We start from the raw sequence: 15,299 nt of genomic DNA on the forward strand, positions 1-15,299 counted from the left end.
CCGGCGCCACGCTCGTCACGCCTGGACACCCGCCTTCCGCGGCAGCTCGATGCGCACCGGCGCGGTGTTCGCCGCGCTCGTCTGCGCGGCCAGCGTCGCCAGCGTCGTCGCCGCCAGTGAGGCCACCGAGATCGGCATCGGCCCACCCGTCCGGACCGCGTCCAGGAACGCGTCGACCTCCGCGGCCTGGCCCTTGTCGCGGCCCTTCGGGATGCGCGAGCTCGCCCACTTCTTGCGCGAGTACACCGACGCGCGCACGAAGTCGTCGAACTTCAGGACCTTGCCGTCGGCCGTGAGGTCCAGGGTCTCCTTCGGGAAGCCCGACGAGCCCGTCTCCGCGTACGTGATCACCGCGGTCGAGCCGTCCGGGTAGCCCAGCGTCACCTGGAGGTCTCCCATCGCGAACACCGACACCGGGTCCGCGTCGAGGAGCCAGCTGACCGTGTCGATGAAGTGGCCGCCCTCGCCCGCGAAGCGGGACCCTTCCGAGTCCGTCTGGTTGTACCAGCTGCCGTGGTCCAGCCGGCCCGCGTTGACCAGGTAGCGGACCGTCGCCGGGCCGACGCGGGGGCCGAACTGGTCGCGGGCCTCGTGCAGCAGCGGTGCGAAGCGGCGGTTGAAGCCGACCTGCAGGCGGTCGTTGCCCGACTCCTCGATCGCGTCGAGCACCTTCTGCAGCTCCTCGGGCGACAGCGCGAGCGGCTTCTCGACGAACACCGTCTTGCCCGCCAGCAACGCCTGCCGCGTCAGCTCGGCGTGCGAGCTGTGCCGGGTCACGACGAACACCGCGTCGATCGACGAGTCGCCGAGGACGTCGTCGATGTCCGTGGACGCCGAAGCGAACCCGAACTTGCGCTTCGCGTTGGCGCCCGACAGGGCCGACGTCGTCGCGACGTGCTTGAGCTGGACGTCCGCGCGCTCGGTGAGGTGCGGCAGCAGCATCGACGACGCGTAGTTGCCCGCCCCGACGAAGCCCAGCCGCACCGGCTGCCCGGCCGGCAACGCGGCCGCCGTCGACGACGCGACCCCGACCCGCGCCGACGTCACGACCGGCTCGGTCCGCGCCACCGCGTCCGGGTAGCGGAACAGCACCGCCACCGCCTTGAGCGACCCCTCGTTCAGCGACTGGTACGTCGAAACCGCGTCGGAGAAGTCCGAGACGTGCGTGATCAGCGGCTCGACGTCCAGCCGGTCACGCGCGATCAGGTCGAGGACGCACTCGAGGTTGCGGCGCTCGGTCCAGCGGACCTGCCCGATCGGGTAGTCGCGCCCCTCGAGCTCGTACGACGGGTCGTAGCGGCCCGGCCCGTACGACCGCGAGAACCGGACGTCCAGTTCCTTCTCGTAGTAGGCGTTCCACGGCAGGTCGAGCTTGCACTTGCCGATGTCGATCACGCGGCCGCGGTCGCGGGACAGCTTCGCGGCCAGCTCCACCGGGTCGTTCGTGTTGCCGCCCGCGGCCAGGTACGTCTGGTCGACGCCCGCGCCGTGGGTCAGCTCGTCCACGGCCGTGTCGACGATGCCGGACGCCGGGTGCGCGCAGGTCAGCGCGCCGAGGCTCTCGGCGAGCTTGCAGCGCTCCGGGTCGGGGTCGACGCCGACGACGCGCACGCCGGACGACGTCAGCAGCTGCACGACGAGCTGCCCGATCAGGCCGAGGCCGATGACCAGGGCGACGTCGCCGATCTGCGGCTCGCCGCGGCGGACGCCCTGCATGGCGATGGACCCGACGGTGCCGAACGCGGCGTGCCCCGGGTCGACGCCGGCCGGGACGCGCGAGTAGAGGTTCTTGGGCACCCAGTTCAGCTCGGCGTGCAGGGCGTGCTCGTTGCCCGCGCAGGCCACGAGGTCGCCGACCGCGACGTCGGTGATGCCGTCGCCGACCTGCTCGACGATGCCGCACAGCGAGTAGCCGAGCGGGGTGTAGGAGTCCAGTTTGGACGTGACCTTGCGGTAGGTCGCCGAAAGGCCGTTCGTGGCGACGCTCTGCATCACCTTCGCGACCTGGTCGGGCCGGGCCTTCGCCTTGCCCACCAGTGACATGCTGGCCTCGGACACCTTCATCATCTCGGTGCCGGTCGAGATCAGCGAGTACACCGTCCGCACGAGCACGCCACCGGGCTTGCAGGCGGGCTCGGGGACCTCGAGGAGCGCCAGTTCCCCGCTCTTGTAGTTCTGGACTACCTGCTTCACTTCGCTCCCGCTCCAGACATCGCGTTCCGGTACCAATACTCGAGGGTCAAGACGTGCCAGAGGTGCTTGCCGCGGTCTTCCTGGCCGGCGGCGTCCTCGGCGACCATGCGCTGCAACGCTTCCCGCTGCAGGAAGCCGGACGAAACGAGCACACCTTCGTTGACGACTTCGCGCACCAGCGGCGCGAGGTCGCGGCTCATCCAGGCCCGCAGCGGCGCGCTGAACAGGCCCTTCGGCCGGTGCACGATCTCGCCGGGCAGGATGTTCTCGGCCGCCTTCTTCAGCGCCATCTTCCCGGCGCGGCCGACGATCTTCTGGTTGCCCGGGATCTTGAACGCCGCCCGCACGACCTCGACGTCGACGAACGGCGTGCGCACCTCGGTGGACGCCGCCATCGTCGAGCGGTCGGTGTAGGTCAGGTTCAGCCCGGGCAGGAACAGCCGCGAGTCGGCCAGGCACATCCGGTTGACGAAGTCGTCGAGCGCCTGGTCGTGGTAGGTGTCCGCGTGCTCGGTCAACACCGAGTCGACGTCGGCCGCGAAGTCCGGGTTCACCAGCGACAGCAGCTCGGCCTGGTCGTACATGGTGTAGCTGCGCCGGAACGCCGTCTCCTCGGGCAGGCCCGCGAACGACAGGAACCGCTTCGCGAACCGCACCGACCGGTACCCGCGCTTGGCCGACGCCACCGGCAGCCGGTCCACCAGGGACTCCACCGGCTTGCGGACCAGGCCGGGCACCTGGTGGTAGCGCAGCGCCAGCAGGTTGGCGAGGTGCTTGCGGTAGCCGGCGAAGAGCTCGTCGGCGCCCATCCCGGACAGCATCACCTTGACGCCGGCCTCGCGCGCGGCCGAACAGATCAGGAACGAGTTGATCGCCGCCGGGTCGCCGATCGGCTCGTCGAGGTGGTAGGTCATCTTCGGCAGCAGGTCGAGCACCTGCGGCGCGATCTCGATCTCGTGCAGGTCGACGCCGAACTGCCGCGCCACGATCCGGGCGTACTTGAGGTCGTCCGGCATGGCCTCGAACTTGGCGTCCTCGGCGCGGAACCCGATGGTGTAGGCCGAAATGCCCGGCTGCGAGCGCGCGGCGAGCGCCGTCAGGTAGCTGGAGTCCAGGCCCCCCGAGAGGAAGGTCGCGACCGGGACGTCGGAGAGCAGGTGCTTGGCGGTCGACTCCGCGATGACGGCGTGCAGGTCGACGTCGCCCTCGAAGGCCGCGCCTTCTTCGGCGACCTCCCGCAGGGACCAGAACCGGCCGCGGTCGACCTGGCCGTCCGGGCGGCAGCGCAGCCACGTGCCCGGCTGCAGCTTTTCCGCGCCCTGGTAGGCACACCGGCTGTCGGGCACCCAGTAGTACAGCAGCGAGGCGATCAGCGCGGCGTTGTCCACCTGCAGCGACCCGCCCAGCTCACCGGCCAGCGCCTTCAGCTCGGAGGCGAAGGCGACCCCGCCGTTGCGCTGGACGAAGAACAGCGGCTTGATGCCCAGCTGGTCGCGGACCAGGAACAGTTCGCCGGTCCCCTCCTCGAACAGCGCGAAGGCGAACATCCCGCGCAGCTTCGGCAGGCAGTCGGTGCCCCAGCGCCGCCACGCCTGCAGCAGCACCTCGGTGTCGGACGTCCCCCGGAACCGGACTCCCGCCGCGGACAGCTCGGCCCGCAACTCCGGCGCGTTGTACAGCTCTCCGTTGTAGCTCAGCGCGAGGCCGTCGAGGGCCATCGGCTGGGCACCGGTCTCGGACAGGTCGATGATCGAGAGCCGCCGGTGTCCCAAGTGGACGGAACCGCCGCCGGCGGCGTGGTCGTAGCGGCCGGAGCCGTCCGGGCCGCGGTGGGCCAGCGTCTTGGTGAGCCGGTCGGTGAGCGGTCCGCCGTCCGGCCAGAGGTAGGTGCCTGCGATGCCGCACATCTCGAGCGGGTCCCCTTCATTCGCGGCGCGGGAGTCAGGAGACCTCCGCGCTCTTTTCTGACTCGAGCTCGGCGTTCAGTTCGCCTTTGTGCGCGGGTTCGCCGTGGTCGCGCTTGAACGGCGTCGGCCGCTTCGGCTTGACCGGAGCGAACTTCTTCGTCGGGGCGTCCAGGTGGTCCGGCACGCTGACCTTGCCCGGCTCCGGAAGTGGCGCGGGCGGCGGCTTCGGGCCGGCCGGCGGGGGCGGGACCACCGGTCGCACCGGCGCGATCCGCCGCGTCGGGGGCTCCGCGACCGCGACGCGTTCCGCGATCCGGGCGGCCAGCTCGTCGATGCGGTCCTCGTGCTCGACAACCGAAACGCGGTGCACCGCGGGCGCCGCCTTCGCCCGTCCGCGCAACGCCGTGTGCAGGCCGTCCCACAGCGTGCCGTCGGACTTGTCCCGCGGGTCCGGGTCGACCAGCACGACGCCGACGATCGGGATCTGCTGGTCCGCGAGCTGCCGCGCGACCGTGTGCAGCCACAGCGTGTTCGCGTGCCCGGCCTTGACGACCAGCACGGTCTCCTGGCCGAGGTGTTCCAGGTCCGTCCACGCGGTGCCCGGCGACACCGTGCCGACGCCGACGCGGCGTTCGTCCGGCTCGCCTTCCGGGTCGCCCGCGCCGAGCACGGTGACCTCGCTCTTCGTCTCGGCCACCAGCTTGCGGACGTCCTCGCCCGGCAGGTCGTCGACGACGCTCGCCGGCCCCTCGAGCTCTTCGGCGATGTCCAGCGCCAGCGCGGCCGCGACCTTCGGCGCGCCGAGCTCCAACAGCGACACCGACGGCTTGTCCTTCTGGATCGCGCGCACCAGCGTCGTCGCGACGCGCTTGCGCTCGGACACCGCCCGCGAGCGCCGCCACAGCCGGGCCGGACCTCGCGGCTTCGACGGCAGCTGCGCGATCACGGACGCGCCGAGGTGCGTGGAGATTTCGCGGCGCAGCACCGGCCGGTCGCGGGACACCGCGCCGATGGCGGCGAGCGCGAGCCCTAGCGCGAGGCCGAGGGCGAAGCCGATGCCGCCGTTGGTCGCCTCGGTCTTGAGGAACGCCTTGGGCAGCGCGCGCGGCGCGTCGACGATCTGGGTGCCCGCGGCGACCTGCGGGCTGCCGATGCCGGCCTGCTGGGCGCGGGAGTCGAAGTCGGAGATCTGCGACGCCAGCGCGGCGCGGCGGCCGTAGAGGCCCTCCAAGGTGCTCGCGTTGGCGTTGCGGCCCTTGCCGGTCTCGTCGGCGATCTGCTGGTCGACCTTGGTCAGCTCGTCCTGGGCGTTCTTGCGCTGGTCGAGGATGGCCTTGGACTGCGCGGCCGCGGCGGCCTGGCTGCGCTGCACGTGGTCGGTGATGAACGTGTCGGCCAGCGCCTGCGCCTGCGCCACGGCCTCTTCGTTGCTCTTGGCCTTGACGGTGATCTGCATGACGTTGTTCGTCAGGCCCAGCCCGGCGTAGTTCTTCATGAAGTCTTCGGCGGACTCGGTGCTGCCCAGCTTCTTCAGCGCGCCTTCGGCGATCTTGGTCGTCGAGAGCACGGCGACGTCGGTGCGCATCAGGGTGCCGCTGTCGGTCGGCGAGTCGTCCTGGTGGACGACGATCACCTTGGTGACCGCGGTCGGCGGCGCCGGGAGCACGATCCCGACCGCCGCGCCGGCGATCAGCCCGAGCAGCCCGGTGGCCAGCCAGAGCCGCTTGCGGCGGCGGATCGCGACGAACAGGCGCTGGAGGTCCAGGAGCGGGGCAGTTTCCGTGGATGTGGTGGTCACGCCGAACCTGCCAGGGCTTTCTCGGGGGCGTCTTCCGCCGCGGGTTCGGGCTTCTCGGGCGCCGGCGAGCGGACCGGGTGGGTGAGGACCGCGCCGACGACCTCCTGGCCGGCGTCGTTGCAGGCCTCGGCGAGCCGGACGAGCTCCCACGCGGTGCGGGAGCCGGCGCTGAGCACCACCAGGACGCCGGAGTCGCGACCGGCGTCCGGCACGGTCGGGCGCGCGGCGGTGAACTCGAAGACCCGCAGCGGCACGGACAGCCGGTCGGCCAGCTCGGCGAGCTGCTCGGCGGCAAGCCGGCCGGTCTTGTCGTCGTCGGCCACGAGCAGCAGGGTGTCGGCCGGGCCGGTGGCCAGCCGGGCGAGCACGCGGCGGTATCGGATGTCGCGGTTGACCTCGTCGGCCGAGGTCGCGACCGGCGGCAGCAGCCAGGGCCGGTCGCCGCCGAGCAGCCGCCGCACCTTGCCGTAGAAGCCGGCCGCCGGGAGGCGGTCGCCCTGCGGCGTCGTGACGTCGACGCCGGCCAGGATCGGCGAGCCGAGCGCCGAGGCGATCTCCGGCTCGCCGCGCAGCCGCCGGTCGGCGCGCGCGGTGAACAGGTGCCCGAAGACGCCGACGAGGAAGAACAGCACCGCGCCGCCGGCGATGAGCTGCGTCATCGTCGGCGCCGCCGGCTTGTCCGGGCGCTCGGACGGGCCGAGCACCACGGTGTTGCCGATGCCGGTGGCCAGGTCGGCCTGGTTGAGGTCGTTGATGGCCTGCTCCAGCGACGACCGCAGGCCTTCGAGCTGCGTGCGGACCTGGACGCTCTCCACGGTCAGGTCGCCGCCGACGGTCTTGGCGATGTCGCTGATCTTCTCGGTGGTCAGCTTGACCTGGTTGCGCAGCGACTCGCGCTGCTCCTGGGCCAGCTGGACCGACGCGTCCGCGGAGTTGCTCGCGAGCTGGCCGGAGTACTTGACGAACTGCTGCGCGACCTGGTCGGCGAGCTGCTGCGCGTGCTCGGCGGTGTCGGCCGAGACGGTGATCTTGACGACGTTGCCGTTGGCCACCGACGTCGTGATCTGCTTCTGCAGGTCCGCGCCGCTCGGGTGCCACGGCAGCACCGCGGCCGCCCGGTCGAGGACGACCGAGCTGGTCGCGACCTCGGCCTGCGTCAGCAGCTCGTCGGCCTGCCGCGGGCCCTGGAGCAGCACGCTCGACGACGTCTGGTAGCCGGGTGAGAGGAGCACGGACGCGCCGGCGCCCACCGCCGCGCCCAGGACGGCGAGGGCGACCAGCACCCGCCATCGTCGTCTGAGGACCTGCCCGACCAGGGCCAGGCGCACCGTGTCGTCAGTCAACGGCGGTCTCTCCATTCCTGAGCCGGGTACGCCGAACGGATGTGCGTTGATCGGCCGGTTACCCGAACCGTCGTCGGACCGGGATCATTGGTTACACGTCCGGTGAGTTCTTGACCGAACGGCGATCAGGACTTCACAGCGTGCTCATACGCGGCGAGCAGGTTCTTGGCCGAGTTTTCCCAAGAGAGAGCGCCGGCGACCCGGGCCTGGCCCAGCTTGCCCATGCGAACCCGCTCTTCGGGGTCGTCGAGCAGCTGCGCGACGAGCTTCGCGAACGCCGCCTCGTCGTTGGCCGGCGCGTAGACCGCCGCCTCGCCCGCCGAGACGCGCGCCTCGCGCAGCTCGAACGAGACGATCGGCTTGCTCATCGCCATGTACTCCATGACCTTGTTCATCGTGGAGACGTCGTTGAGCGGGTTCAGCGGGTCCGGCGACAGGCAGACGTCGGCGGTGGAGAGGTAGCGGACGAGGTCCTCGTCGGGGATCCGGCCGGTGAACTCGACCTGGTTGGCCAGCCCGAGCTTGGCCGACAGCGCGACCATGTCGTCGAAGGCGTCGCCGGATCCGACGAACACCGCGTGCCAGTCGGTGCGCCCGATCTCGTCCCGCAGCTTCGCCAGCGCGCGCAGGGCGTAGTCGACGCCGTCCTGCGGGCCCATCACGCCCAGGTAGGCGAGCATGAAGGGCTTGCCCTGCTTGAGCTCGGGCTCGGCGGGCACCTCCTTGAACCGCTCGACGACCGGGGCGCTGCGCACCACGAAGACGTCCTCGGGCCGCTTGCCGCCGCGGATCCGGGCGACCTGCTTGTAGCTCTCGTTCGTCGAGATCACGACGTCGGCGGCGCGGTAGGTGGCGCGCTCGAGGGCGCAGACCCCGCGGTAGAGCAGGTCCTGCCCGCGGTCGAACCGCGAGAGGTACAGCTCCGGGCAGAGGTCGTGCTGGTCGAAGATGAACCGCGCGCCCTGCCGCTTGAGGTACTTGGCGACCAGGTACAGCAGGTCCGGCGGGTTGCAGGCGTGCACGACGTCGACCGGCCCGACCCGGCGGGCCAGCCGGAGCGTGTGCCACAGCGCGCTGCCGTACTCCTGCAGGTAACCCGCGGGGCCGCCGGTCGCCGCCTTCAGCGGGTACCGGTGGATGTGGACGCCGTCGACGACGGCTTCGGCCTCGGTGTCGCGTTTCGTGCCCTGCGGACAGATGACGTGGACTTCCCACCCGGCGTCGCGCAGGGTCGTGGACTCCTGCCACACGCGGCGGTCGAAGGGGACGGAGAGGTTTTCGACGAGGATGAGCGCTTTACCAGGCAAGGCCGGCGTATCCCTCTTCAAGGCGACGCGTCGCCGCGTCGGGCAGGCGGACGAGGTCGACGATCTCCCGGTCGTGCGGCAGGGCCGCCAGCACGTCCGGGTCCTTGGTGCCGACGAGCAGGACGTCGGCGTGGTCCATGACTTCTTCGACGGACCCGGCGAGCAGCTGGCCGAGGTGCGGCAGGCGCCCCTCGATGTACTCGCGGTTGGCGCCCATCAGCCGCGAGAGGCTGACGTTGGCGTCGTAGATCTTGAGGTCGTACCCCTTGCCGAGCAGCTTCTCGGCCAGCTCGACCAGCGGCGACTCGCGCAGGTCGTCGGTGCCCGGCTTGAACGAGAGGCCGAACAGGCCGACCTTGCGCTTGCCGGTGCGCGCGACCAGGTCGAACGCGCGCTGCAGGTGATCGGCGTTGGACGTGAGCACGTGCGACAGGATCGGCACGCTGACGTCGTTGCGGTGCGCGGCGTAGACCAGCCCGCGCAGGTCCTTCGGCAGGCACGAGCCGCCGAACGCGAAGCCGGGCTTGAGGTAGGCCGGGCTGATGTTGAGCTTGGTGTCGGCGAGGAAGACGTCGATCACCTGGTGCGAGTCGAGCCCGAGCGCGCGGCAGATCGAGCCGAGCTCGTTCGCGAAGCCGATTTTCAGGCCGTGGAAGGAGTTGTCGGCGTACTTGGTCATTTCCGCGACCGGGATCGGCACGCGGAACACCGGGCCGGGCAGCCCCTCGTACAGCCCGGCGACGGCGTCCCCGCTCGCGGTGTCGATCTCGCCGATGACGGTCTTCGGCGGGTCGAAGAAGTCGCGGACGCTGGTGCCCTCGCGCAGGAACTCGGGGTTCACCGCGACGCCGAAGTCGACGCCGGCCGTGCGGCCCGAGGACTTCTCCAGGATCGGGATCAGCAGGTCCAGGCAGGTGCCCGGCAGCATCGTGCTGCGGAAGACGACCGTGTGCCGTTCGCTCTTGTTCGCGATCGCCTCGCCGATCTCCTCGGCGACGCGCTCGAGGTAGACCGTCGAGAGGCTGCCGTTCGGCGCCGACGGCGTGCCGACGCAGACCAGCGAGATCTCGCTGTCGGCGACCGCTTCCGCGACGTCGGTCGTGGCTCTCAGCGCGCCGCTCGCGACGACTTCGGCGGTCAGCTCGCCGATCCGCTCCTCGACCACCGGGGCCTTGCCCTGGGTGATGAGGTCGATCTTGACCGGGTTGACGTCCACGCCGACCACCCGGTGTCCCTGCCCCGCCAGGCACGCGGCGGAGACACAACCGACGTAACCGAGTCCGAAGACACTGATCTTCACGCCCAAACCTCCGCTTTTCCGCGCGACCCTCAGGTTGGTCGGCGGGACCCCCTGGATCGTTACCGCGAGGGCGGCGAACGGGGTAATGCGTGAGACGGCCGTCAGGCGTAACGGATTTCCCGTAAAAATCGGGTCTCGAATTGCATCTTGCAGTGGGTGATCAACGCGGTGGACGCGGTTTCGGTCAGCGGGTGCCGAGCAGGCGTTTCCGTTCCGGGGTGTAGTGCCACCACGGCCGCGGCGGCGCGCCGTCGGCTTGGTCGACGGCCGACATGAAGGTGTCGAGCACGCAGGGGTCGTGCCGGACGCCGTCGGTCTCGCAGAGGCGTTCGTACAGCTCGACGGCGTCCTGGCCGGCGAGCTGCCCGGGCTCCGTGATGCCGAGCCGGGCGAGGTCGCGGACCATCGCCGGGCCGATGTTCGCGAGTTTCAGCAGTTCCTTGCTCATGTCCCCAGCACAGCAGCCGGGGCCGACCCCGTCTTGAACGGATCGGCCCCGGAATGCGTGGTTCAGTTGTTGTTCACGAAGGTCGTGGCGAGGCTCTGGCCCTTGCTCGTCGCGGCCGAGTGGTTCTCGATCGGCGAGACGGTCGAGTTCTTGAAGCAGATGTACGTCACACCGGAGTCGGTGCCGCCGTTGGACGGGTCGGGGTTGATGCCGAGGTCCTTCGCCGTGGCGTAGGAGGCTTCCCCGATGATCTGCGTCGGCCCGGTGTCGCCGATGACCGCGTATTCGACCTTGCCGTTGTAGATCACCGCGCAGGAGCCGCCGCCCTTCAGCTGCGACGAGCTGTACTTCCAGATGCTGCTGGAGCTCGGCACGACGATGTAGGGCAGCTTCGCGGCGTTGAGCGGCTTGCCGTCGGACTGGTGGAACGCCGTGTCGTCCTGGTAGCAGCAGTCGGTGTCTTCGTTGCACTGCGAGGAGCGCTGGCCGTCGCAGTCGATGTCCATGTCGGCTTTCCAGAACACGGCGCCGTTGGCGTCGCAGACGGCGACGGTCTTGGCCGAGACGTCTTCGTCGGTCTTGTACTTGCCGTTGGAGATCTGCTTGCAGCTGTTCGTCTTGGCGAGCAGCTGGGCCGCGGTCGGGGCGGCCGCGGTGGTGGCGGGCTGCGCGCTCGGGGCCGGCGCCGCTGACGCGAGAGCCGAGGGCATCACGGCCGCGGCGAGCGCCATGGTCGCGAGCAGGATCAGTTTCCGCATTCCTGGTGCTCCCTTTAGTTAGGAAACTTTCCTTACGGCGGCGAGGAACCAGGATGCACCCGCACGGTGGTCTGGACAAGACCCGGCGGTGCGGGAATTTCCCATCATCCGGGTCGGGTTGACGAAAAGGCTGCTCACCGCATGCGCTGCCGCACAACGGGTTCGCGCCGTGTTCCGGTCGCCGGGACGCGGCTGGTCGCGCCGGATCCGGCGAACGTCATCTAACGGACAGCGCGGCGGAACAGCCGGCCCGCCCACCCCGACCGCCGGCGGCCGGTGACGAGCACGCCGTCGAGCCAGGCGTCGTCGAGGTCGTGGCGGAGCTCGGTGCGCGCCTGCAGCCAGCCGTCGCGCTGGGCCGCGCCGCCGTCGCTCGTGTAGACGCGGGTCGCGCCCGCCTGACGGAGCCTCGCGAGCACCTTGCGGTCGTACGCGCCGAAGGGCAGCGAGTACCGCCGCACCGGCCGGCCGCACAGGTCGCCCAGCAGCTTCGGGGCTTCGGTCAGCTCGCGGCGCGCGTGGCGGTCGTCGAGCCGCCGCCAGTCGCGGGGCTCCCAGCCGTGCGAGCCGATCTCCATGCCCGCGCGCACGAGCTCGCGCAGGGCGTCGCGGTCGAGGTAGCCGCGCTGGCCGAGGCGGCCGGCGAGCGGGAAGAACTCCGCCGTCAGGCCGCGTTCGACCAGCCGCGGCAACGCGATCTCGACGTCGGACTCGTTGCCGTCGTCGAACGTGAGGTGGACGTCCGGGCGGTGTTCGACGGCGTCGAGCACGCGCTCGAACTGGTCGACCGTCACCCAGCGCTCGTCCTCGCCCGGGTCGAGCTGGCGGCCCGGTCGTCCGACGCCGTGCACGGCGAGGTTCACCGTCACCACTCCCACCGCCTGCCCACCGCGAGTAGTCGATTTGTTACTTCGATTAATCGCGGTGGCAAACGGGGGAGTTACAGGATTTTGCCGAGAATTAGCCTTTCCGGATCTCCAGCGTGCAGCACTTCGGGCCGCCGCCGGCTTTCCGCAGCTCAGAGATGTCGACGTAGACCGGCTCGTAACCCCGCGCGGCGAGCAGTTCACCCAATCGAGTGGCCTCGACGGGCAGCACGACATTGCGGCCGTCGGACACGCCGTTGAGGCCGAAGCACTCCGCGTCTTCCTTCGTCGCGCGCACGGCGTCCGGGAAGAGCCGCTCCAGGACGCGGCGCGAGCCGGCCGAGAACGCCTCCGGGTAGTAGACGATCTGCGCCCGCGTGGTGTCGGTCGCCTCGGCGAGCACGAACAGCGCCGTGTCGAGGTGGTAGTAGCGCGGGTCGACCAGGTGCAGCGAGACGACCGGGACGCCGAGGACCTCCTGGGCTTCGGCGTGCGCGGCCGGGTCGGTGCGGAAGCCGGTGCCGGCCAGCAGCAGCGTGCCGGTCCAGGCGAAGTCGCCCTCGGCCTCGTTGATCCGCTCGGGCATGGTGATGTCGCGGTAGCCGTGCTCGACGAACCAGCGCCGGAAGTGCTCGGCCTCGGCGGCGCGCTGCGGCGCGCGGAACCGCGAGCCGAGGACGCGGCCGTCGACGACCGTGCCGGAGTTGGCGGCGAAGACCATGTCGGGCAGGCCGGGCTGGGGCTCGATCTCCTCGACGGTGTGGCCGAGGCGGCGGTAGGTGTCACGCAGCTCGGTCCACTGCGCGACGGCGACGTCGGCGCTGACCGGCTGGGTCGGGTCCATCCAGGGGTTGATCACGTAGTCCACCGCGAAGTGGCGCGGGGAGCACATGAGGTATCGACGGGTGGTCGGTACGCGCATCGCCTGCATGATTGCAGGGTAAGGGGCACCTAATATCGCAATCAATCGCTGTTCGCTGCGTGTATCTGTGCTAAGTGTTGCGTGTGAACACCATCGACCAGCGAATCGTTTCGTGTCTCGTGGCGAACGCACGTAGCAGCTACGCGGAGATCGGCAAGGTGGTCGGCCTGTCGGCGCCGGCGGTCAAGCGGCGCGTCGACCGGCTGCTGGAGACGGGCATCCTGCGGGGTTTCACGGCGGTGGTCGACCCGGAGGCGCTGGGCTGGGGCACGGAGGCGTTCGTCGAGGTCACCTGCCAGGGCAACATCACGCCGGCCCGCATCAGGGCCCGGCTGGAGCCACTGCCGGAGGTGGTGGCGGCGTACACGGTGTCGGGCGCGGCGGACGCGATCGTCCACCTGCGAGCGGCGGACATCCACCACCTGGAGACGGCGCTGGAGCGGCTGCGGGGGCTGGAGATCGTGGACCGGACGGTGTCGACGGTGGTGCTTTCGCGCCTGCTGGAGCGGCCGCCTACGCCGGAGAGCTGAGGCCTCCGGCCCCCGGTTTCCAGCTTATCGGCGGGGACCGATAGTTCCCGGCTCGTGCGCGGGCTTGTGCACAGGCCGCGGCGCTTGTGGACAGGTCCACAGCCGGAGCCTGCGCGACCGTCGAACTGTCGGCCTCCGCCACTACGCTGGAAGACGGGGGCCGGAGGCGCGGCCCAGCTCAGTTCGCGAAGGCCCGCAGCACCAGCGGCGCCTCATCCGGATGCAGCCGCAGCTCCGCGCGGCCGGCCGCGCGTGGAACGTCAGCACCCGCCTCTCGACCTCGTGCATCGTCAGCTCGCGAGGGCCCGCAACTCGATCCGCCTGCCCCCCGCGTGAAACGTCACCGCCTCCTCGTGCACGCCCCGCACGTCCAGCCCGCGAGCGCCCGCGGTGCCTCATCCAGGTGCTACCCCAGCTCGCTCCGGCCGGCCGCGCGTGGAACGTCAGCACCCGCCGATCGACCACCTGCATCGTCAGCTCGCGAGGGCCCGCAACTCGATCCGCCTAACCCCCGCATGAAACGTCACCGCCTCCTCGTGCACGCCCCGCACCTCCAGCCCGCGAACGCCCGCAGCGCCTCATCCGGATGCAACCCCAGCTCGCTCCGGCCGCCCGCGCGTGGAACAGCACGCCCGCCTGCATCGTCGACTCGCAAGCACCCGCAACTCGGTCCACCCACCGCGCGAAACGCACTGCCTCCTTCAGCTCGCAAGCGCCCGCAGCACCAGCGGCGCCTCGTCCGGGTGCAGCCGCAGCTCCGTTCCGCCGGCGCCGTGGAACGTCACCGCCTGCCGGTCGACCGCCTGCATCGTCAGCTGCCCCGGCTCGAACGCCACCGGCCCCCCGCCCGGCACCCGCCAGGTCGCCGGCCCCGCGCCCACCGCGATCCAGCCGCGTTGTTCCCGCCCCGAAGTCACCTCGAAAGACCGCAGCACGCACGGCACCTCCACCCGCTCACCGCGTGCGAAAGCCGCGGCCCGGGCGCGGCGACGGCGGCCGCCGAACAGCTCCGACATGTCGATCATCGTCAGCAGGTTGCCGACCAGCACCACCAGCAGTTCCCCCACACCCCACTAATACCCTGACCCGATGACCGACAGCATCGTCAGCGAGCACTCCGGCGGCATCGCCCTGCTGACCGTCGACGCGCCCGGCAGCCGCAACGCGCTCACCCTCGACCTCTCCGCGCAGCTCGCCGCGGCCGTCGAAGCCGCGGAACAAGACCAGGACGTCCACGCCGTCGTCATCACCGGGACGCCGCCCGCCTTCTGCGCCGGCGCCGACCTCACCGCACTCGGCCAGGCCGACGAGACCGGCCTGCGCGCCATCTACGACGGCTTCCTAGCCGTCGCCCGCTGCACCCTGCCGACGATCGCCGCCGTGAACGGGGCTGCCGTCGGGGCCGGGCTGAACCTCGCCCTCGCCGCCGACGTGCGGCTCGCCGGGCCGCGCGCCAAGTTCGTCGCCCGCTTCCTCGAGCTCGGCCTGCACCCGGGCGGCGGGATGACGTGGATGACGCAGCGGCTGGCCGGCCCGCAGCAGGCCGCCGCGATGACGTTGTTCGGACAGCCGCTCGACGCCGAGGCCGCGGTGCGCGCCGGGCTCGCGCTGCGCGTGGCCGATGACGTCGTGGCCGCGTCCCGTGAGCTCGCGGCCCCCGCCGTCGCCGCCCCGCGGGAGGCCTTGATCGCCACCAAGCGCAGCCTCCGGACGACCGCCTCGCTGGCTTCGCACGCCGACGCGGTGGACGTCGAAATCGAGCCGCAGCTGGCGTCGCTGGCCTCCCCGGAGTTCGCCGAACGGCTCGAAGCGATGCGGGCGCGGATCCGTTCCCGCGGCTGATCCCAGCAGGTGGACACCCCCGGCCAGAGACGCGTATCACAGCGTGGGCGGGTAGATAACCGTTACCATCGGTTACAGGTATTTG

Annotated in this window: 13 protein-coding genes; 2 read left to right on the top strand and 11 right to left on the bottom strand. The window is 70.9% G+C overall.

Going from position 1 to position 15,299, the window contains the following annotated elements; all coding sequences use genetic code 11:
- Positions 1-15: 15 nt before the first annotated feature.
- The 10 genes from M8542_RS21180 to ddaH all read right to left on the bottom strand — a co-directional run bounded on the left by M8542_RS21180 (position 16) and on the right by ddaH (position 12,842).
- Positions 16-2,193, bottom strand: coding sequence for a bi-domain-containing oxidoreductase (locus M8542_RS21180; protein WP_257921937.1), 2,178 nt, complete (start codon positions 2,191-2,193; stop codon positions 16-18).
- Entirely contained in the window at positions 2,190-4,100 is a 1,911-nt protein-coding gene (gene asnB, locus M8542_RS21185; RefSeq protein ID WP_257921938.1) for an asparagine synthase (glutamine-hydrolyzing), read from the bottom strand. The genes M8542_RS21180 and asnB overlap by 4 nt, the downstream gene beginning before the upstream one ends.
- Positions 4,101-4,134: 34 nt before the next feature.
- Positions 4,135-5,898 carry a Wzz/FepE/Etk N-terminal domain-containing protein gene (locus M8542_RS21190; RefSeq protein ID WP_257921939.1) on the bottom strand — a complete coding sequence of 588 codons (1,764 nt, stop codon included), beginning with the start codon at positions 5,896-5,898 and terminating at the stop codon, positions 4,135-4,137.
- The gene (locus M8542_RS21195) at positions 5,895-7,256 is read right to left on the bottom strand and encodes a YveK family protein (protein WP_257921940.1); all 1,362 of its coding nucleotides are present in this window, start codon (positions 7,254-7,256) and stop codon (positions 5,895-5,897) included. The genes M8542_RS21190 and M8542_RS21195 overlap by 4 nt, the downstream gene beginning before the upstream one ends.
- Before the next feature lie 110 nt (positions 7,257-7,366).
- Entirely contained in the window at positions 7,367-8,548 is a 1,182-nt protein-coding gene (locus tag M8542_RS21200) for a glycosyltransferase family 4 protein (RefSeq protein WP_257921941.1), read from the bottom strand.
- Positions 8,538-9,848 carry a nucleotide sugar dehydrogenase gene (locus M8542_RS21205; RefSeq protein WP_257921942.1) on the bottom strand — a complete coding sequence of 437 codons (1,311 nt, stop codon included), beginning with the start codon at positions 9,846-9,848 and terminating at the stop codon, positions 8,538-8,540. The genes M8542_RS21200 and M8542_RS21205 overlap by 11 nt, the downstream gene beginning before the upstream one ends.
- 184 nt (positions 9,849-10,032) lie before the next feature.
- Positions 10,033-10,296, bottom strand: coding sequence for a helix-hairpin-helix domain-containing protein (locus M8542_RS21210; RefSeq protein ID WP_257921943.1), 264 nt, complete (start codon positions 10,294-10,296; stop codon positions 10,033-10,035).
- A 62-nt stretch (positions 10,297-10,358) separates the two neighbouring features.
- A complete protein-coding gene (locus M8542_RS21215; protein ID WP_257921944.1) occupies positions 10,359-11,054 on the bottom strand; it encodes a glycoside hydrolase family 75 protein in 696 nt (231 codons plus the stop codon).
- 221 nt (positions 11,055-11,275) lie between these two features.
- Complete coding sequence (locus M8542_RS21220) at positions 11,276-11,932, bottom strand: polysaccharide deacetylase family protein (protein ID WP_257921945.1); 657 nt, start codon at positions 11,930-11,932, stop codon at positions 11,276-11,278.
- Between the two features lie 82 nt (positions 11,933-12,014).
- Entirely contained in the window at positions 12,015-12,842 is an 828-nt protein-coding gene (gene ddaH / locus M8542_RS21225) for a dimethylargininase (RefSeq protein WP_372508567.1), read from the bottom strand.
- Positions 12,843-12,925: 83 nt separating this feature from the next.
- Here ddaH and M8542_RS21230 point away from each other — a divergent pair, with 83 nt between their 5' ends.
- Complete coding sequence (locus tag M8542_RS21230) at positions 12,926-13,372, top strand: Lrp/AsnC family transcriptional regulator (protein ID WP_155548792.1); 447 nt, start codon at positions 12,926-12,928, stop codon at positions 13,370-13,372.
- Positions 13,373-14,073: 701 nt separating this feature from the next.
- On the opposite strand, the gene M8542_RS21235 is transcribed toward M8542_RS21230, so the two are convergent.
- On the bottom strand, positions 14,074-14,439 hold the full coding sequence (locus tag M8542_RS21235) for a hypothetical protein (protein WP_257921947.1): 366 nt from the start codon (positions 14,437-14,439) through the stop codon (positions 14,074-14,076).
- Positions 14,440-14,461: 22 nt separating this feature from the next.
- On the opposite strand from M8542_RS21235, the gene M8542_RS21240 reads away from it, so the two are divergent.
- Positions 14,462-15,214: an enoyl-CoA hydratase gene (locus M8542_RS21240; RefSeq protein WP_257921948.1), complete on the top strand. Its 753-nt coding sequence runs from the start codon at positions 14,462-14,464 to the stop codon at positions 15,212-15,214.
- Positions 15,215-15,299: the final 85 nt, after the last annotated feature.

It is taken from the genome of Amycolatopsis iheyensis (assembly GCF_024703995.1).
In the GTDB taxonomy this organism is placed as follows: domain Bacteria; phylum Actinomycetota; class Actinomycetes; order Mycobacteriales; family Pseudonocardiaceae; genus Amycolatopsis; species Amycolatopsis iheyensis.

What these genes read in the sequence shown, in the direction of transcription:
- asnB (WP_257921938.1), bottom strand. Translation starts at nt 4,100, where the DNA reads ATGTGCGGCATCGCAGGCACCTACCTCTGGCCGGACGGCGGACCGCTC.
- M8542_RS21195 (WP_257921940.1), bottom strand. Translation starts at nt 7,256, where the DNA reads ATGGAGAGACCGCCGTTGACTGACGACACGGTGCGCCTGGCCCTGGTC.
- M8542_RS21210 (WP_257921943.1), bottom strand. Translation starts at nt 10,296, where the DNA reads ATGAGCAAGGAACTGCTGAAACTCGCGAACATCGGCCCGGCGATGGTC.
- M8542_RS21215 (WP_257921944.1), bottom strand. Translation starts at nt 11,054, where the DNA reads ATGCGGAAACTGATCCTGCTCGCGACCATGGCGCTCGCCGCGGCCGTG.
- ddaH (WP_372508567.1), bottom strand. Translation starts at nt 12,842, where the DNA reads ATGCGCGTACCGACCACCCGTCGATACCTCATGTGCTCCCCGCGCCAC.
- M8542_RS21240 (WP_257921948.1), top strand. Translation starts at nt 14,462, where the DNA reads ATGACCGACAGCATCGTCAGCGAGCACTCCGGCGGCATCGCCCTGCTG.